Consider the following 18276-nt stretch of genomic DNA (forward strand, 5'->3'; position numbering starts at 1 on the left):
ATGTTGCGCAAACTCCAAAAAAGGAGCGAGTATATTCCATGTTTTTATATTCGCTCTATTGGGGGCGGTGCTTTCTGTTGTTATTTTGCACCATCTTCATAGGGACAGACACTTTTTTTGTTATTTTGTGTTTGCCCCTTATCCAAAAGAGAACAGACGGAGTTGTTGCCGTCTGTTCTTTTTTTGCAGAGAATTGTTTTTAACTTGCATTTCCTTTGTGGGAATTAGTATTTTTCAGTCAGAAAAAAACAAATAATGAGGCGAAATAATGAAAAAAAACGTATTGCTTGTCGGGAGCGGGGGGCGGGAACACGCGCTTTTTAAGGCGCTTAAACGCTCAAAAAGGGAATTGGATATTTACGCTTTTCCCGGAAATGTGGGAATGACGATGGACGGCGCGAAGAAAATCGACGAAAAAATAAACGGCTGGAACGAACTTGCCGATTGGGCGCAAAAAAATTCTGTCGATTTAACGGTTGTAGGTCCCGAAATTCCTCTTGTTGAAGGGATTGTCGATAAATTCGTCGAGAAAAATCTTGTAATTTTCGGACCGTCGAAATTTGCGGCGCAACTCGAAGGAAGCAAAAAATTCTCAAAGGAATTGATGAAAAAATACGATATTCCTACCGCAAAATACGAAAGTTTTACCGATAAAAAATCAGCCGAAAACTACATAAACAAAGTAGGCGCGCCGATTGTAGTAAAATACAGCGGACTTGCCGCAGGAAAAGGCGTTAGCGTTTGCGAAACGGTCGAACAGGCAAAAAAAGCCCTCGACGATATTTTCGATGATGGAATTTTCGGCACGGATTGCGTAGTTATCGAAGAAATGATGTTCGGCGAAGAAGCAAGCATTTTCGTTTTGACCGACGGTACAAACTACAAAATATTACCGTCCGCGCAAGACCACAAGCGCATTTTTGACAACGACCAAGGACCCAACACAGGCGGAATGGGCGCATATTCTCCGGCTCCCGTCGCCGACAAAAAACTGATTGAAGAAGTAGAAAAAACGATAATAATTCCCACTCTCGAAGCAATGAAAAAAGAGGGGAGCGCCGAACTGTTCGGCGGCGAATATCGCGGACTTTTGTATGTCGGAATTATGGCGACAGAAAATGCGACAGGCGGATTACCAACTGCAAAAGTCGTAGAATTTAACTGCCGCTTCGGCGACCCCGAAACAGAGGCTGTTTTACCGCTTGTAAATTGCGACTGGTTTGACGTATTTTACGCTTCGGCAGTCGGAGACGTCAGTAAAATCGAGTGGAATGTAAGCGAAAATTTTGCGGCGACCATCGTTTTGGCGAGCAGGGGATACCCCGAAACTTCGCAAAAAGGCGTAAAAATATCGGGGCTCGAAGAAGCGCAAAAAATTGATAACGTCGATATCTATCACGCCGGAACGGCAATTAACGAAAACGGAGAACTTATAACAAACGGCGGACGAGTTCTGGCGATAACCGCATGGGACGAAACGCTCAAAAAAGCGATTGACAAAGCGTATTCGGCGGTTGGTAAAATTAGTTTTGACGGTATGCAATATCGTAAAGATATAGCTAAAAAGGGCTTAGTCAGATTGGGAGAAAAGGCATAATATGTTTCAGAGAATAAACGTTCACCCCGAAAATCCGCAAGAAAGAAATATCGAAAACGCGGTAAAAATTCTTAAAAAAACAGGCGGAATTTGCATTTATCCGACGGACACAATTTACGGCGTCGGTTGCGCGTTAAGCAATGCGAAAAAAATCAGAGAAATAGAGAGCATTCTTTATAAAGACCAAAAAAGCAAAGAGGGAAAAAGGAAATTTTCGATAGTCTGCAATGATATATCGCAGGCGCAGGAATATGCAAAAATAGAAACGCATAATTTCAAAATATTGAAAAAATATCTTCCCGGACCCTTTACTTTTATTTTGCCGTCGTCGCAGTTTCTGGAGAAAAAATTCGTCGAAAAACGCAAAACAATCGGAATTCGTATAACGGATTATCCCATAACGCGAATGCTGATAGACCAACTCGGCGAGCCGCTTGCAAATATGTCGCTCAACACGGGCGAGGAAAACCGCGGAAATCCCGATTTATACTTGTATCCGGATGTTTATAACGGAGTGGACGTTGTTTTGGACGCGGGAGTTTTGGAAGGCGGACTTTCGACAATCGTCGATTTAACAGGAGACGTTCCCAAAATCCTGAGACAAGGAAAAGGCGAATTTAATGAGTGAAAAATTTGACAAATTAGCAGAAATTGCAAAAATCCTGCGCTCGGAAAACGGTTGCCCTTGGGACAGAGAGCAGACTTCCCGCTCAACCTTAAACGACTTGCTCGAAGAATGCTATGAATTTTTTGACGCTGTCGATAAAAACGATACGAACGAAATGAGGGAAGAATTAGGCGATTTATTTTGGCTTATAATTTTCCAATGTCAGCTTGCAAGCGAGGAAAACCACTTTACCGCCGAAGAAGTTTTAGACGATGTCTGCAAAAAACTAATCCGCCGTCATCCGCACGTTTTTGAAAATTCGGGCGAAAAAGACACAAAAGACATACTGGAAACTTGGGAAAAAATCAAGCAAAAAGAAAAGGGAAAAGAAAGCCGAAAATCCATTCTGGACGGCATTCCCAAAACGCTTCCGTCGCTTTATTTAGCCGAAAAAATTCAGAAAAAAACCGCGCGCTACGGCTTTGATTGGGACGGCGTTTTAGAGCCGCTGAAAAAAATCGAAGAAGAAATTCGCGAATTTCGGGAAGCGGTAGAGCGAGGCGACAACGACGAAAAAAATCTTGAATTCGGCGATATTCTTTTTGCGCTCGTAAACGCGGCGCGCCACTCAAACGTCTCTGCCGAAGACGCATTACGAGCTTCAATCGGCAAATTTTCGCGGCGTTTTAATTACATAGAAAACAGTTTTGGCTACGACAGCGAAAAATTGAGAAACGCAGGTTTGGAGAAATTAGACGAACTGTGGAACGAGGCGAAAGGGTTGGAGTGATGAAAAAAACACGTCCGTAGGGGCGTATTGCATACGCCCAAATCGCCGACAGAAATCGGGCGTATGCAATACGCCCCTACGGAAAATCGTTCGCGTTTTTTTTAGATTTCGCAAGAAGTCTATTATCAATATCAAAACGCCCTATTCACCGCCGAAATTAACGCCAATGCGCTTGCCCACATAATATCGGTGTCCATTCCAACGCCGAAAAACGAGTTGCCGTCGGGGGTTTCAATGCTGATATAAGCCGCCGCCATTGCCGCGCTTCCTTCGCTCATTGCGTGTTCTTCGTAAGTTCCCAAATGCCCGTCTTCAAAGCCGTTTCTCTCTAAAATCACGGACAAAGCGTTTATTACGCCGTCGCCTTGAGCCGTATCGACAACTTCTTTGCCGTTTATTTTAAGTTTTGCTTCCAAGAAAATGTAATTTTCGTTTTCCTTTTTTTCGCGCTTGGAAGTCATTTCTATAAGTTCGACTTTGTCTTCGCGATTTACGAATTCTTTCTTGAAAATATCTATAATTTCACTTGCTTCGAGCACTCGTTTAAGTTCGTCGGCATATCTTTGAACAACGCGCCCGATTTCGACCTGCATAAGTTTTGGAACGCTGAAACCGCCTTGCTGTTCCAAAATAAACGCCGCGCCCCCCTTGCCCGATTGCGAATTTATAACGACTATCGCCTCGTAATCGCGCCCGACGTCTCGCGGGTCAATCGGCAAATACGGGACGTCCCAAATTGTGCGATTTTCGCGCTTTCTCAATTTTATTCCCTTGGCGATTGCGTCTTGGTGGCTACCCGAAAACGCCGTAAATACCAGTTCGCCTGCGTATGGTTGGCGCGGATGCACTTTCATTTCGGTGCAGATTTCGTAAATTTCGCGAATGCTGTCCACGTCGCTGAAATCGAGTTCGGGATTTATGCCCTGCGAATACAAATTTAAGGCAATGGTCAAAATATCGGCGTTGCCCGTGCGTTCTCCGTTGCCAAAAAGCGTGCCTTCAACGCGGTCTGCTCCCGCCAAAATTCCGAGTTCCGTGCTTGCTATGCCTGTTCCGCGGTCGTTATGCGTGTGAAGCGAAACCAAAACGTTTTCGCGTTGATTTATGTTGCGGCACATCCATTCTATCTGGTCTGCGTAAATGTTGGGCGTTGCGCATTCGACGGTGCTCGGCAAATTAAGTATCATTTTTCCGCGCTCGGCAGGGTTCCATAAATCAATGACCGTATTACTGATTTCGGCGGCAAAATCCAATTCCGTAAGCGAAAAACTTTCGGGCGAATATTCGAGTTGCACGTTTCCGCTGAAATGCTTCATTGAGTCAATAACCATTTGAGTTCCCGAGGCGGCAATATCTATAATTTCGGACTTGTCTTTTCCGAAAACATCGCGGCGTTGCGCGGGCGAAGTCGAGTTATACAAGTGAATTATGACGTTTTTTGCTCCTTCAAGCGACTCAAAAGTTTTATCGACGAGATGTTGCCGCGCCTGCACCAAAACCTGCACCGAGACATCGTCGGGAATGCGATTTTGGTCGATAAGCATACGCGCAAAGTCGTATTCGGTTTGCGAAGCCGACGGAAAACCGATTTCGATTGCCTTAAAGCCGATTTCGATGAGTTTATTGAAGAAAATGATTTTCTTATCTTTAGTCATCGGCGTCCAAATCGCCTGGTTTCCGTCGCGCAAGTCCACCGCGCACCAATGAGGCGCTTTAGTAATTTTATTATTAACCCAAGTCCTGTTCGGCAAATCAATATTCGGAAATTGCTTGTATTTTCCTTCTTTAAACCAGTCGTTTTTCATAAATTGTCTCCTTAGTTTATGTTAAAAATACTATATTACCGAAACCAAAAGTAAGTTTTCAAAGCAATTTTTAGTATAGATGGGTATAATTTTTGCCGTTTAACGGTTTATTTCAAGCCTAATCAATAACATATCCACCGCTTTTTGCACGGATTGCAAGCAAATTTCGCTTCTGTTTCCCGAAAATTGGTTGTGCGAAACCTCTAAAATTTCTCCTTTGTGCGAAATTCCCACAAAAACCGTTCCGATTGGTTTATCGGGGGTTGCGCCGCTTGGTCCTGCAATTCCTGAAACGGCGACTGCCCACTCGGTTGCAAGCATTTTTTGTGCGCCGATAAGCATTTTTTCGACACATTCTTTGCTTACTGCGCCGTATTTTTGTAAAATATCGCTCGAAACACCTAATATATTGTGTTTTATAGAGTTATCATAGGCTATAATTGAGCCGAAATACCACGCCGAAGCACCCGCCTGTTGCGTAAAAGCGGCAGAGATAAGCCCGCCTGTGCAGGACTCTGCCGTCGAAACCCGCTCGTTTCGCTCCGTTAAAAGAACGCCGATTTTTGCAATTTTCTTATTGTACTCTTGCGATAATAATTCCATAAACGCCCAACAGTAAATTAAGTGAAACACAAGCCATAATTCCCGCGACAACGTCGTCCATCATAATCCCCGCACCCTCGTCCAAATGCTCAAAAAGATGGATAGGGTAGGGCTTTACGATGTCGAAAAAGCGAAAGAGAATAAAGCCGACTATTAAAACGGGAATTGACAGCGGAACAAACAGAAACGTTATCATTTGCCCTGCAAATTCGTCTATGTTTACTTTGTTCGGGTCGTCTTTGCCAAAGTTATTTATTGTGTCGTTGCAAAGCCAAAATCCGACAAATACAAACGCTATAAAGCCCAAAAGAAACAAATGCGCGTTTTGGGCTATAAACCAGAGTTGTGTTTTGTCCATAAAAAAATACAAAAACGCGATTGCCAAAAGCGAGCCGTAAGTTCCCGCAGGTCCGGGAATATATCCCGTGTAAAAGCAGGTCGAAAAAGTTCTTCTTACAAATGATACCAGTTTTTCTTTCATAATTAAATGCTCCTTGAAATTATTTTTCTGTCGTCAATCGCCTGATTCAGCGTGTGCTTATCAGCGTGTATTATTTCGAGCCCCGACGACAATCCTTGCGCAAGCTTGGAAATCGTAAGCGGAAATCCCGAAAGTATTTTTTGAATGTAAAAAATCGTGGTTTCTGCCTCGCCCGTAAAGCCTAAAGCAATAATTATCTCTTTTACATCACCGTTTTTTACTCGTTCTTTTAAAAGATTTAACGATAATTTATCGGGCGTGATGCCGCTAATCGGCGAAATAAGTCCGCCTAAAACGTGATAAACTCCGTTAAAACGGTTGTTTTTTTCTATTGCAAGCATATCCGACGGGCGTTCTACAACGCAAATAACCGAATTGTCGCGATTTGGATTGCAACAAATAAGGCAAATGCTTTTTTCGCTGAGCGCATTACAAGCAGAACACCGCATAACGTTTTCTTTTGCGTTAATTAAAGCGTTTGCCAAGCGAAGAGGGGCGTCATTTTCCTGCTCCAACAGATATAACGCCATACGAAACGCGCTTTTTTCGCCGACTGACGGCAAAATTCGCAGTGCGTCAACCAAATCCTGTAAATGCTTTGGTATCATTTAATTAAAAACCCGGTAAGCCAAGTCCGCCCGTTATTGCGCCGAGTGAGTCGTCGGAAAGTTTTTTCACTTGTTCGTTTGCGTTGCGAATTGCCGCCGCAACCAAGTCTTCAAGCATTTCGACATCGTCGGGGTCAACCGCCTCTTTTGCGATTTTTACCGACTGCAAAGCGCCGTTTCCGTCCATAACGATTTTCACCATTCCGCCGCCAGCAGTTCCTTCTACTTCTTTTTCTGCCAATGCCGCCTGTGTTTTGTGGAATTCCGCTTGCATTTTTTGCGCTTGTTTCATCATTTTCTGCATTACGCCCGACATATTTGTATCCTCCTGATATTATATGAATTTACCGTCGAATTTTTCTGCGATTTTTGCCACTATCGGCTGATTTTGCATAAGTTCTTCAACGCTTTCTTTTACTTTGTTTTGTTTTTTTGGGACGGCGATTATAGGTTGTTCCGCCATCGGTTCTTGTTGAGGCAAATCGCCGTTGTTTTCTTCGTTTTTGGGCGAAATATCAACGGGGATTTTTTCTGTTAGACGCAAGCATTGATTACGCTCCGCTTCACGAACATACGTTTGCGTCTCTACAGGTGTATTTTCGGTTTTTTCTTCCGGCTTTTCTTCTTTTTTAGGCAAATGATTATTTGCCTCTACATTGGTTTCAGTGTTTCCTCCGCCACTGTTTTTCAAAAAATCCAAAACTTGCTGAATAGTTATTGTCTTATCCATACTTGCAATTTTTACTAATAATCGCTCTGCCGCAAATCTTCTGAAAGTTGAGTATTGCAATTCTTTTTGCGTTGCCGATACCATTTCACTTATTCGCAAAATATCGCCTTCGCTGTAGTTATTCAAGATATTATTGATACTCGATGTCTCGACCGTATTTCCCTTGATTTTCAGGAACATAAGCATACGCAAAAAAGACAGCATTCCGTCTAAAAATTCCGAAATGTCAAATCCGTCTTCAAGTGTTTTGTCGAAGATTTCTATTACTTCTCCGACCCTATTTTCATTTGCGAGCTCAAGTATTTTTGAATATGTTTCTATGGATACAAGTCCCAAAATTTTGCGGGTCGCCTCTTCGCTTAATTCTCCGTCGCAAAATGCGCGCACCTGCTCAAGAAGCGAAAGTGAATCGCGCATACTGCCATTCGCCTTTTGGGCGATGAGACGCAACGCATTGTCCTGAAATTCAATGACTTCTGTCTTGCAAATTTTCACTAATTGCCTAAAAATCGCCTCTTCCGAAATCGGACGGAAATCAAAGCGAATGGAACGTGAAAGTATCGTTTGCAGTATTTTTTCGGGTTCGGTGGTAGCAAAAATAAAGAGGACATTTGCGGGCGGCTCTTCGAGTGTTTTAAGCAGGGAATTCCATGCCTGTTTGCTGAGAGAGTGCGCTTCATCTATAAGAAACACGCGATAATTTGCGCCGTTTCCCATCGGGACATAATTTACCGCTTCCATAAGTTCTTTTACGTCGTTAACGCCCGAATTTGAAGCAGCGTCGAATTCCGCAATGTTGAAATTTGAGCCGTTTATTGCCGCAACACAGCTGTCGCACACGCCGCAAGGGTCGGGCGTCGGTCCTTTTTCGCAGTTAAGGGCGCGAGCCAAAATTCGCGCGGTGGTTGTTTTTCCGACACCGCGAGTTCCCGTAAAAACGTAAGAATGCGCTATTTTTCCAGTTGAAATGCTTCTTTTAAGCGTGTTCGTAATATGCTCCTGCCCGACAACATCGTCGAACATCATAGGTCGCCACTTCCGCGCAAAAACAAGATAACTCATTTACCCTCTCAGTTTATTTATTCGTAGAAATATCTATATCAATGAACAAGAAAATTTTTTCTCGCGTCAGCTATTGAATATCCTTTTTCAAGGTATTCAAAAATTTCGAGAGCCATATTCTTTTTAGCCGCATCTTCTCTTGACCAAATATCTCGTTGCATTTTTAATCGTGCTTCATAGCGTTCGCGTTGCAACCTGTCGGCGCTCAGAACTTTTAATTCGCTGAACGCAGAATTTATTGTTTTGTTTTTTGTTGCAACTTTCATAAAATCCTCCTCTTTTTCAGAATTTATAAATATAAGCCAATCCGAAAGTTTTTCGTTTTTTTCTCTTTCTATGCGAGACAAATCCAAAATGTGTATTTTCTGCAAGTCGCTAAACGGAAAAAGTTCCTCTTCTTCTAACATTGAAAATACATTATGGCACTTTTTAGATTCAAGCACAAGCGATTTTTCTACAATAATAATCGAAATTACGGGTTTTATATCCAAATATTTACCGCCTTTGCCGATTTGCTCAACGAGCATTCTGGCAGAATAATACGAAATTCGGGAACGCAATTCGGGAAGATTGCACGCCTGCATTTCAATATCGATTATTTCGCCGTTTTCTAATTCTGCTTTTACGTCCAAAACGCTTAATTTATCAGTTTCGTTTTCTTGTTTGTTTATTGGGTTAAGCAGTAGAACTTTGTTTATGTTCTTGTTTAATACAACTTGAAGAAAATCAATTAAAATATCTTCATTTTTCTTGTCGCCGAAAAGCATTTTGAATACGATGTCATTTTTCGGCGGCAGAATTTCAGGTAAATCGTCCTGTTCAAATAAGTTTTCTTTTTTGCTCAATAGTGTCTCCTTTTATATACAAAATAATATTTGGGCGACGGTCGCCTCCCTATTTTTGTTTCTTTTTTTACTTTTTTCAAAAAATATCACATATAATTATGGCATATATTATTTTCTCCACGCAACAAACGATGAATTGTTGGGCTAACTCCCGACTTTTCATTTGTGTTCTTTGATTTTGTCTGTTCTACAAAAAAGAACAAGAACTCCTCTACAGGTTGTTCTGTCTATCTGTTCTTCTTTGTTTGAATAATAAATAGAGCACGAGTGAATTTCATCGTTTGTTGCAAAACTGTGATTATAGGCAGAACAGCCCTCTGCTGTTTTGTCTGAACTTTTAACATTTTTTATGAAAGGGCGGTTTTATGAAAAAACGCTTATTTATGGTTTTGTGGTTGGTTTGTTGTATTATGTTCTGGGTTGGGTGCTCAGATAACGGCAATGACGGGAAAGGCGAAAACGGCGGTGGTGGCACAGGGCATATTGGCGAAAATTTGCATTTAAGCGGACAGGTTTGGGTGTTTTACTGGGAAGCAGAGGAACGCGTTTATGGACAATTTACAGAAACTCTTGCTATTTCTTCTTTTGGTGTGAACGGAACTGTTGCTGACGGACAGTTAAGTTTTACAATCGGAACGCCTAATTCCTCGCAATTAATTAATGTTTCAGAATGGATTGAAAATGGGTATGGATTTTGGTTTGAAAGTATTACTGCCAGCGACAATGCGACAATGATGGCAGAGTTAAGGTATTTTGATATTACAGATAACAAGCAACTTTATAGAAGTCATTATTGGAGAGACTCTGAAAACTCCCAAGTAGATCAGATGGTTTCGTATATATATGTTGACAGAGATGTTTCGATTATCGGGAAGGGGAAATCTCATAATACGTATTGGTTGGGAAATTATACTACCAAAGATTTCACCCTTAATCTCAAAAAGGGTTGGAATGTAATTAACGGTAAAGAAGAAGGTTGTGAAGATGGAACTACTGTTTTATTCTCTGAGGGTGATGTAATTAACGCGCGCTGGATTTTAGGAGAGTTGTAGTAATTTAAGTATAAAGGCGAGGGGAGAACCTTCGCCTTTTTTCACAACAATTGCTCGCTGATAAAGAAAAAGCCGCCTTTGCGATTGAGTGGAAATCTTCCTCCGAGTGGGCTTACGGATGATAAAAATTCTCTTAAAATGTTGCTTGGGCTTCTGTTTTCGGTGAAAGTTGTGTTTTGCGGTAAGTTGAGCAATTCGCGGATGTAGTTTTGTGCATCCATAAAGCTTCCCAAGGTGTCGATAAGTCCTAAGTCTAACGCTTGATTTCCTGTGAAGATTTTACCTTCGGAAAACTCTCTTACATAATCTATGTCCATATTGCGTCCAAGCGCTATATCTCTGATAAATTGATCGTGAATATCCGCCAGAATTTCTGAAAAATATTCGCGTTCTTCGTCGGAAAGCTCGCGTATGGGACTTCCCGCGTCTTTTAATCTGCCTGCGGTAAGCACTTCGATTGCAACGCCGATTTTATCTAAAAGTTCGTTGTATCTGCTCAACTGCATAATTACGCCGATACTGCCCGTAAGCGTTGACGGGTTGGCGAAAATCTTGGTTGCCGCGCTTGCTATGTAATATCCGCCGCTTGCCGCAACGCTTCCCATACTGACAATTGTCGGTTTTGCTTCTGCCGCTGTTCTTATTGCATTAAAAATTTCTTGAGACGGAGCAACCGCGCCGCCGGGGCTTTCTATTCTTATGAGTATTGCAACGGTTCGCGGGTCTTCGCGGAATGTATTTATTTCTTTTACTGTGTTTTCGCTGTTAAGGATTACGCCATCTATTCTTACAACGCCGACCTGATTTCCCAATCTGTTAAAAACCGCCGCGCCGCCTGACGAACTCGTCGAATAAGACGCAACCGACATATTTATAATAAAAGAAAGCACTAAAAATCCAAAGAACGCCGCGAAAAATATACGAGTTTGCTTATTCATCGTTTATCTCCTTAATTAGAATTTGCCGTTGTAGCATTGTTTCTTACCCTTATCGTTTGCCCTGCCTGAAGTTGGTTAGCCGTCATATTGTTCAACGCTTCCAAGTCTGCGACTGTTGTTGAAAACATTCTTGCTATTGAGAAGAGTGTATCGCCTCGACTTACTCTGTAATTTATTATTTCACCATCAGTACTTGTGCTTGCGGCAGGCGCGGAAGCGGGTGCAGTGGTTGTTGCGTTGTTTGCATTTGTCGCAGGTGTTGCAGGTGCAACAGTGGCGACGGGCGTTCCTGCATCCACATAATAAACAAGCGTTTCGCCCACACGAATTACGGGATTGTTTATGTCTTTGTTGTTCCAAGTTGCCAAATCCGAAAGCGATACATTAAGATTGCGTGAAATTCTGAACAAATTATCTCCGCTTTGAACAACATATCTGCGTTGCTCGCGACCCGCTCCATTCGTAGCGGCAGGTGCTGTTTGTTGCGGTTGGGCAGGCGGTGTCGTCGCCGCTTGTGTTGCAGGGGTAGTTGCAGGAGCAACAGGTTGTGTTGTTTGTTGCTGTTGCGGCGGAGTGGTTTGCGCACCATTTCCGTTTCCGTTTGCAGGTTGTTCCGACGGTAGTGCTTGTGCCGCTTGTGTTCCTACGGCGGCACCCGTTGGCGCGGCTCTTTGTGCGACCGGAGCAGTTGCCGCCGCCGCTTGTCTGTTTGTGTGAATTATCACAATACTGCCTATTCGTAATCTTCGCGGCTCAATATCGGGGTTCCAACGTTGAACATCATTCAAAGATACGCCGTGCAATCTCGCAATCGAACCCAATGTTTCGCCCGAACTAACACGGTGATTTATTCTTCCCGAAGCGGCTTCGAGCCTTCTGCGCTCTTCTTCTTCTCTTTGCGCTCTGGCAACTCGCGCGGCTGTTTCCGCGTTATCGGGCAGAGGAAGCAGAATGTGTCTTCCGGCAACAAGGGTGTTGTTTCTCATTTGGTTAAGGTCTCTTATTGCCTGCGCCGAAACGCCGAACCTTCTTGCTACATTGTTAAGATTGTCGCCCGCAATTACCCGATAACGAAACCACGTAATTCGGTCTTCGGGTCTTAAAGAGGCATAAAATTCGTCAAATCTCGCTCTGCTTCCGTTCGGAATATACAGCGTAAAGTTTCTCATATTCGGGGGAGTGAGATTGTGTTTTATTGCAGGGTTTATTCTGCGCAAAGAGTCGAGCGGAATACCCATCCCTCTTGCAATCAGTCCCATATCCAAAACGCTCGAAATATTTACGGTGTCCAAGCTGAAAGGCGAAATGGAACTGTCGGGGAAAAAGCCGAAGCACGTCGGATTTCTGCCGATAATCTGATACCCTATAAAAAGCGGAACATAACTCATTGTCTCGCGCGGAAGTTGCATATCCCAATATGTGGGAATTGTGTCGGGATTTGCCGCTTTTGCGTTATTTATGTGTCGTCTTATGCGTCCGTTGCCCGTGTTGTAAGCCGCAAGCGCCAAATACCAGTCGCCAAACATTCCGTAAAGCCGTGTGAAATACGCAATAGCCGCCGCGGTTGATTTGTAAGGGTCGCGTCGCTCGTCCGCCCAATAGTTTTGTCGCAAGCCGAAACTTGTTCCCGTCGCGGGAATAAACTGCCAAAGCCCCGAAGCGTGCGCGTGCGAATACGCCCTCGAGTTAAATGCGCTTTCGAGCAACGGCAAAAAGGTTATGTCGGTCGGCAAGCCCGCTTCTTCAAACATTTCTTTCATAAACGGGCGATAAATCAAACTTCTGTTTAAGAGGCGCAACATTCTTTCCTGTCTGCGTTCGGCAAGCAGAGTCTGCATAGCTACCTGAACTCTGTGGTTAAACGTTATGGGCAGGTTAAAAACTACTTCCTGTAAACAGTGCATCGGAAAAAGCGACATATCTACGGTGGCGGTGTCAATTTCGTTCATAAGCATATTGAACTGATAGCGCGCAACAAAAGCGACAATTGACAGCGGAACCGAGTCTGTGTAGTTTACGGGAAGTTTTTCGACATACAAATGCGCCACGCGATTAAGCATTGCCTCCGTGTTATCGCAAATGTATTCGGGTATCGGGAAAAATTCAAAGAGTATGGAAATCAGATTTTGCGCCTCTTGCGGTTTTCCGTTTGACACAAGCTTTTCTGCGTTTGTAATCATAGTATCGGCGACAAAAAGCAAGTCGCTCGTTTCTGTCAGTATGTGTGTGCCCCGCGAAATTCCTTCAGGTCTTTGTATTGTGTGGGCTCTGCTCGGTTGGTCTTCCTGCAGCATTGTGTGTCTCGGACTTTTCATACAGGAAACCAAGATCAGCGCCGCAGAAATCGAAATTATTATTTTATACATAAATATGTTCTCACTTCTAAAACAGAAAAAGGTTGATTTTTCGGGTGTAAAAATACTTTATGCCGCTAAGTTTTGCGATTTTTTCTTAAAATTCTCTTATTTTTTAAATTATTACCATTCTTACTTTCGGCGAATATTATTTTACCCTCGATTTTCTTCGGTCGGATGGTGGAATAGGTAGACACTGGGGACTTAAAATCCCTTGGGCATTGCGCCCGTGCGGGTTCAATTCCCGCTCCGACTATTTTTGGGAACATAATTCATTTATTATTAAAAGGAAGGAACCTTGTATGAAAAAGGCGATTTTTTTATGTGGTTTGACGGCGATTTTGCTTGCGCTTACGGCTTGCAACTTCGGTAGCGGAACAAGTGTTAGAATGAGCAGAAACATTGAACTGAAAACAGAGCAGGACAGTTTCAGCTATGTTATCGGACGGGACATTGCGGGCTCACTCAGAATGTTGATGCCTGAAATCAACAAAGACATTCTGTTTTCGGCTCTTTACGAAGGTCTTGACACAACCAAACAATCAAGATTTGACGAAATGGTTGAGCGCGCAATTATGATGAACGTTATGATGCGCCTTAACGAACAGGCAAGAGCGAAAGCTGAAGCCGAAGGCGAAAACAACAAAACCAAAGGCGCTGAGTTTTTGGCTGTTAACGCTCAAAGACCCGAAGTAAATACCACCGGAAGCGGACTTCAGTACGAAGTTATCGAAGCCGGCGACGTTGCGTCAAGAAAACCGACTGCGGCAAGCACAGTAGAAGTGCGCTACGTCGGCACACTTATTGACGGCACGGAATTTGACCGCTCACGTGATGACCAAACCGTAAGATTTCCTGTCGGCGGCGTTATCCCCGGTTGGACAGAAGGTCTTCAACTTATGAATGTAGGCTCAAAATTCAGATTTTTCATTCCTTCGGCACTTGCTTACGGCGAGCGTCCGCTTCCGGGAATTGGTCCTAACAGCACACTTATTTTCGAGGTAGAACTCGTAAATATTATCGACTAATCTCGAACGAACACGGATATTTTTGTAGAGACGCAATGCTTGCGTCTCTTTTTTTTATGTTTACAAAAAACTAAACAGTGTTTTGAACACTGTTCAAAACGCCGTTCAAAACACTGTTCAAACAATTTCACACCTTTGCCAAAACTAACAATATAACCTTTTTTGCGCCTGCGGCAAGCAGTACCTTTGAACACTCGCCGATTGTTGAGCCTGTTGTGCAAACGTCATCGACTAAGATTATTGTTTTGCCGCAGACATCGATTTTGGGCAACATTGCGAAAAGATTGATTACCGATTTTCTGCGTTTTTCACTGTTCTTTTTGGTTTGTGTTTCGTTGTAGCGGCGGCGAAACAGTGTTCTTTTGCAGTCAATATCCAGCTCTTTTGCGGCGACCTTTGCCAAAATTGCCGCCTGATTATAACCGCGCCTCAAAAATCGCCAAGGATGCAAAGGAACAAAAGTTATGAAATCGGCTGTTTTTAGTTCATTGTAAAAAGCAGTCAGCCCAAAACGAAAAATATCCGAAGCGTTTTTTGTTATTGACGAATATTTTAGATTGTGAATAATTTTTGCCATTTCTTTATTGAATACATCCATAGAAAAAACATCGAGCGTTTTTTGCTCGTATTCGATTTGCCCTACAAAAGACCTGTGTCCGCCGATATATGCTTTTGCGCAATTCTCGCAAAGAGACGAAATTCGCGCCTCCCTTTGGCAAATCGGGCAAATCTGCGGAAATATTACATCAAGAAATTTTGCGAATATTGTGGCGGGTCTGGGCAAGTTCGTCAAGAAATTTTTGCTCCTGTTTGTTAAATTCTTTCTGCCATTCTTCCTTTTTTTTGTCGTGAAGTTTTTCGAGGGCTTGTCTTTTTATGGTTGCTTGGGTAAACAATTGCCGAGCGCGCGCAACGTCCATAGAAATTTCCTGAATTTGGCGACCAAGTTTGAGAATGTCAAGTTTTATGGAATTTCGCCACGAAACCGAAAATTTAAGGGTGGCGGCACTTGTCGGCTCGTCTTTTCGAGAGCCTTTTTCGCGGGTTTGAAAATTTACTAATTCTTCTTTTTTGTCTTTGAAGTCCGCGTTTGCTTTTTGCAATTCCAGTTCGCACATCATTAAAAACGCTTTTGCCTCGTCTTCTTCGCGAATTCGCAAGTCCAGAATTGACTGTAATTCAAATTTAAAACGTTGCATTATCGTCTCAGATTTATGTTGGCGGCGGCTTGTTGCTGATTTTGCGGCGGTGCGGCGGCAATTCTTCCGAGTTGCAAAAGCATTGACCGCGACTGCTCAAAGGTTGACGCTTCTTCGCGGTCTTGCTTTAAGTAGCGGTTTATGTGGTCGTTCATCTGAATTGCTTTGTCGATTTTCGGGCTTCTGCCTTGCTCGTAAGCGCCGATTGAAATCAGGTCTTCGTTCGCCTTGTAAGTTGCCATATTGTCGCGCAATTCTCCGACGACTTTTCTGTGTTCCGCGTCCACAACGTCGCTCATACAGCGCGAAATGCTGCTTAAAACGTCTATTGCGGGGAAGTGGTTTTTGTGCGCAAGTGTGCGGGAAAGCAAAATGTGTCCGTCCAAAATACCGCGCGCCGCGTCTGCAACGGGCTCGTCCATATCGCCGCCCTCTACAAGCACGGTAAAAAGTCCTGTTATACTGCCTTTGTCGGAATTTCCCGCGCGCTCCAAAAATTTGGGCAACATTGCAAAAACCGACGGTGTGTATCCGCGAGTTGCAGGCGGTTCTCCCACGGTTAGTCCGATTTCGCGCTGTGCCATAGCGAGCCGCGTTACCGAATCGCACATAAAAAGCACCTGTTTTCCTTGGTCGCGGAAAAATTCGGCAATCGCCGCCGCCACCATCGAGGCTTTCATACGAATAAGAGCGGGCTGGTCGCTTGTTGCAACAACCACAACCGAGCGCGCCATTCCTTCTTCGCCCAAATCGCGCTCCAAAAATTCGCGCACTTCCCGACCACGTTCTCCGACAAGTGCGATTACATTGACGTCGGCGCGGCAGTTTTTAGCCATCATTCCCATAAGTACGGACTTTCCAACGCCCGAGCCTGCGAAAATTCCGACCCGCTGTCCTTGTCCCAAGGTTAAAAATCCGTCGATTGCTCTGACGCCCGTTTGGAACGGCTTGCTTACCCTGTCGCGCTTGAGTGGGTCGGGAATATCGGAAAAAATCGGACGTTGAACAGCAGTTGCAATCGCGCATTTGCCGTCCATTTCTTCGCCAATTCCGTTGAGAACCCTGCCCAAAAGTTCGTCGCCAACCGATACCATAAGCGGTCGTCGGGTAGCAATAACAGTGTTTCCGGGATGAACGCCTTCTATTGTTCCAAGAGGCATTAGCAGAGTTCTGTCGCCCCTAAATCCCACGACTTCCGCACGGACAATAAGTTCGTTGTTTCTGCCCAAAATATTGCACACCTCGCCGATAGATGCGGCAGGTCCCGTCGATTCCACCAAAAGCCCTACCACCTCCACGATACGTCCGCGGATTTCCATAGGGTCAATTCGAGGCAATTCACGCCTTAATCTTTCGAAAAATTCTTCCATAAGCAATAAAAATAGTATATTTCTTCCGCAAATAGTTGGTAAATGTTATGTTTAGCGCAAAAAAATGCGAAAAAACGCACGAAACCTCTCTGAACCTTTGACAAATACGTCTGCAAAAACGTATTTTTTCTGGACTATCCACAAAATACACAATAAACACGAAAGTAATAAATGCCAAGTAAAAAAACAGAACAACCAAAGAAGTCAAGGCGACCACGCAACAAATGGACATATTGGTTTGTAAAAATTATAGATTTCTTTTTGCGCGATTACGACGTTGAAATCATTTCGGAATATGAATTATATAAGCAACCAATGCGAATTGATGTTGTTGTTATAAAACTTCTCAAAAATGTAGTTATCGACAATCCGATAATGAAAATTTTTCGGGCGCATAATATAATTGAGTTCAAAGGTCCAAGCGATGAATTAACAATTGAAGCATACCACAAGGTATTGAGTTATTACAACGCTTACTTATCGAAAAACAATTTGCTTCCCAATGATTTAACACTCACTTTAGTTACGACAAAATATCCGACTGACTTGTTTGACTATTTGCAAAATTATTGCAAATACGAAAAAACAATGTCGGAATATGTCGGCATTTATTATTTTAGATCAAGCGGTTTTATTCCGCAAATGCAAGTAGTAGTCAATTTGGAGGCAAAAGGGTGGGACGGCGCTTGGCTTGTTAATTCGCTCAGAGATAATTGGACTATGCAAGACGGGATAGAATTAGTGAAAAATTACGAAAGAACAGCAAACAGCGACTTGGTGCAGGAAGTAATGTATGAATTGTGCAAGGTAAACGCTGAAATATTAGAAAAAGGAGGAGACGATATGACGTTAGCGCAAGGTGAAAAAATAATTAGGCGCTTCGCCGTAAAATCCGGCATAGCGCAAGAATGGCAACAAGAGGCGAAACAACAAGGAATAGAGCAAGGAATAGAGCAAGGAATAGAACAAGGAATAGAACAAGGAATGCAGCAACTTTACACATTTCTTGCGGGCGGACATTCTCTCGCCGAAGCGAAGAAGAAATTTGCTTTTGCTTAAAACGGAGAAAAAAATGCAAAAAAAAACACTAAATTCTTACAATCCCTTGACAAATACTATCGCAAATAGTATTTTCATACAGGCATACAGGCATACAGGCATACAGGCATACAGGCATACAGGCATACAGGCATACAGGCATACAGGC

The 18276-nt window shown here is 43.3% G+C and carries 18 protein-coding genes and 1 tRNA gene; 7 read left to right on the forward strand and 12 right to left on the reverse strand.

All coding sequences use genetic code 11. The features are described 5' to 3' along the window. Nucleotides 1–268: 268 nt before the first annotated feature. From purD to mazG, 3 genes are read left to right on the forward strand one after another with little or no spacing between them, the layout of a single operon-like run. Nucleotides 269–1597: a phosphoribosylamine--glycine ligase gene (gene purD / locus FWE23_09850; protein ID MCL2845731.1), complete on the forward strand. Its 1329-nt coding sequence runs from the start codon at nucleotides 269–271 to the stop codon at nucleotides 1595–1597. 1 nt (nucleotide 1598) lies between these two features. Further along, on the forward strand, nucleotides 1599–2225 hold the full coding sequence (locus tag FWE23_09855) for an L-threonylcarbamoyladenylate synthase (protein ID MCL2845732.1): 627 nt from the start codon (nucleotides 1599–1601) through the stop codon (nucleotides 2223–2225). Beyond that, nucleotides 2218–2994, forward strand: a complete 777-nt coding sequence (gene mazG, locus FWE23_09860) for a nucleoside triphosphate pyrophosphohydrolase (GenBank protein MCL2845733.1) — start codon at nucleotides 2218–2220, stop codon at nucleotides 2992–2994. Before FWE23_09855 ends, mazG begins: the two co-directional genes overlap by 8 nt. 131 nt (nucleotides 2995–3125) lie before the next feature. Here the strand turns inward: mazG and FWE23_09865 are convergent, their stop codons facing one another. The 7 genes from FWE23_09865 to FWE23_09895 all read right to left on the reverse strand — a co-directional run bounded on the left by FWE23_09865 (nucleotide 3126) and on the right by FWE23_09895 (nucleotide 9128). After that, on the reverse strand, nucleotides 3126–4799 hold the full coding sequence (locus FWE23_09865; protein MCL2845734.1) for a 2-isopropylmalate synthase: 1674 nt from the start codon (nucleotides 4797–4799) through the stop codon (nucleotides 3126–3128). 99 nt (nucleotides 4800–4898) lie between these two features. Next, entirely contained in the window at nucleotides 4899–5402 is a 504-nt protein-coding gene (locus FWE23_09870) for a CinA family protein (GenBank protein MCL2845735.1), read from the reverse strand. After that, nucleotides 5374–5883 carry a phosphatidylglycerophosphatase A gene (locus FWE23_09875; GenBank protein ID MCL2845736.1) on the reverse strand — a complete coding sequence of 170 codons (510 nt, stop codon included), beginning with the start codon at nucleotides 5881–5883 and terminating at the stop codon, nucleotides 5374–5376. Before FWE23_09875 ends, FWE23_09870 begins: the two co-directional genes overlap by 29 nt. A gap of 2 nt (nucleotides 5884–5885) precedes the next feature. Further along, the gene (gene recR / locus FWE23_09880; protein MCL2845737.1) at nucleotides 5886–6491 is read right to left on the reverse strand and encodes a recombination mediator RecR; all 606 of its coding nucleotides are present in this window, start codon (nucleotides 6489–6491) and stop codon (nucleotides 5886–5888) included. Between the two features lie 4 nt (nucleotides 6492–6495). Then, nucleotides 6496–6795: a YbaB/EbfC family nucleoid-associated protein gene (locus FWE23_09885; GenBank protein MCL2845738.1), complete on the reverse strand. Its 300-nt coding sequence runs from the start codon at nucleotides 6793–6795 to the stop codon at nucleotides 6496–6498. A gap of 30 nt (nucleotides 6796–6825) precedes the next feature. After that, nucleotides 6826–8283: a DNA polymerase III subunit gamma/tau gene (gene dnaX, locus FWE23_09890; GenBank protein MCL2845739.1), complete on the reverse strand. Its 1458-nt coding sequence runs from the start codon at nucleotides 8281–8283 to the stop codon at nucleotides 6826–6828. A 38-nt stretch (nucleotides 8284–8321) separates the two neighbouring features. Beyond that, nucleotides 8322–9128: an Rpn family recombination-promoting nuclease/putative transposase gene (locus tag FWE23_09895; protein ID MCL2845740.1), complete on the reverse strand. Its 807-nt coding sequence runs from the start codon at nucleotides 9126–9128 to the stop codon at nucleotides 8322–8324. A gap of 365 nt (nucleotides 9129–9493) precedes the next feature. Between FWE23_09895 and FWE23_09900 the strand changes: the two genes are divergently transcribed. Then, nucleotides 9494–10180, forward strand: coding sequence for a hypothetical protein (locus tag FWE23_09900; protein MCL2845741.1), 687 nt, complete (start codon nucleotides 9494–9496; stop codon nucleotides 10178–10180). A gap of 41 nt (nucleotides 10181–10221) precedes the next feature. Here the strand turns inward: FWE23_09900 and sppA are convergent, their stop codons facing one another. Together sppA and FWE23_09910 are read right to left on the reverse strand one after the other, a co-directional pair. Continuing rightward, entirely contained in the window at nucleotides 10222–11118 is an 897-nt protein-coding gene (gene sppA / locus FWE23_09905; GenBank protein MCL2845742.1) for a signal peptide peptidase SppA, read from the reverse strand. An 11-nt stretch (nucleotides 11119–11129) separates the two neighbouring features. Continuing rightward, nucleotides 11130–13484, reverse strand: a complete 2355-nt coding sequence (locus tag FWE23_09910) for a LysM peptidoglycan-binding domain-containing protein (protein ID MCL2845743.1) — start codon at nucleotides 13482–13484, stop codon at nucleotides 11130–11132. A 159-nt stretch (nucleotides 13485–13643) separates the two neighbouring features. Between FWE23_09910 and FWE23_09915 the strand changes: the two genes are divergently transcribed. Together FWE23_09915 and FWE23_09920 are read left to right on the forward strand one after the other, a co-directional pair. Next, nucleotides 13644–13728, forward strand: a tRNA-Leu gene (locus FWE23_09915). A gap of 46 nt (nucleotides 13729–13774) precedes the next feature. Then, nucleotides 13775–14500 (forward strand): FKBP-type peptidyl-prolyl cis-trans isomerase, encoded by a 726-nt coding sequence (locus FWE23_09920; GenBank protein MCL2845744.1) that lies wholly within the window; start codon nucleotides 13775–13777, stop codon nucleotides 14498–14500. A 127-nt stretch (nucleotides 14501–14627) separates the two neighbouring features. On the opposite strand, the gene FWE23_09925 is transcribed toward FWE23_09920, so the two are convergent. The 3 genes from FWE23_09925 to fliI are packed head-to-tail and all read right to left on the reverse strand — an operon-like array spanning nucleotide 14628 to nucleotide 17069. Then, entirely contained in the window at nucleotides 14628–15293 is a 666-nt protein-coding gene (locus FWE23_09925) for a ComF family protein (GenBank protein ID MCL2845745.1), read from the reverse strand. Next, on the reverse strand, nucleotides 15247–15699 hold the full coding sequence (gene fliJ / locus FWE23_09930; protein MCL2845746.1) for a flagellar export protein FliJ: 453 nt from the start codon (nucleotides 15697–15699) through the stop codon (nucleotides 15247–15249). The genes FWE23_09925 and fliJ overlap by 47 nt, the downstream gene beginning before the upstream one ends. Next, entirely contained in the window at nucleotides 15699–17069 is a 1371-nt protein-coding gene (gene fliI / locus FWE23_09935) for a flagellar protein export ATPase FliI (protein ID MCL2845747.1), read from the reverse strand. The genes fliJ and fliI overlap by 1 nt, the downstream gene beginning before the upstream one ends. A 171-nt stretch (nucleotides 17070–17240) precedes the next feature. Between fliI and FWE23_09940 the strand changes: the two genes are divergently transcribed. After that, nucleotides 17241–18128, forward strand: a complete 888-nt coding sequence (locus FWE23_09940) for a hypothetical protein (GenBank protein MCL2845748.1) — start codon at nucleotides 17241–17243, stop codon at nucleotides 18126–18128. Nucleotides 18129–18276 lie beyond the last annotated feature (148 nt).

This window comes from Chitinivibrionia bacterium (assembly GCA_009779925.1).
Lineage (GTDB): Bacteria > Fibrobacterota > Chitinivibrionia > Chitinivibrionales > Chitinivibrionaceae > WRFX01.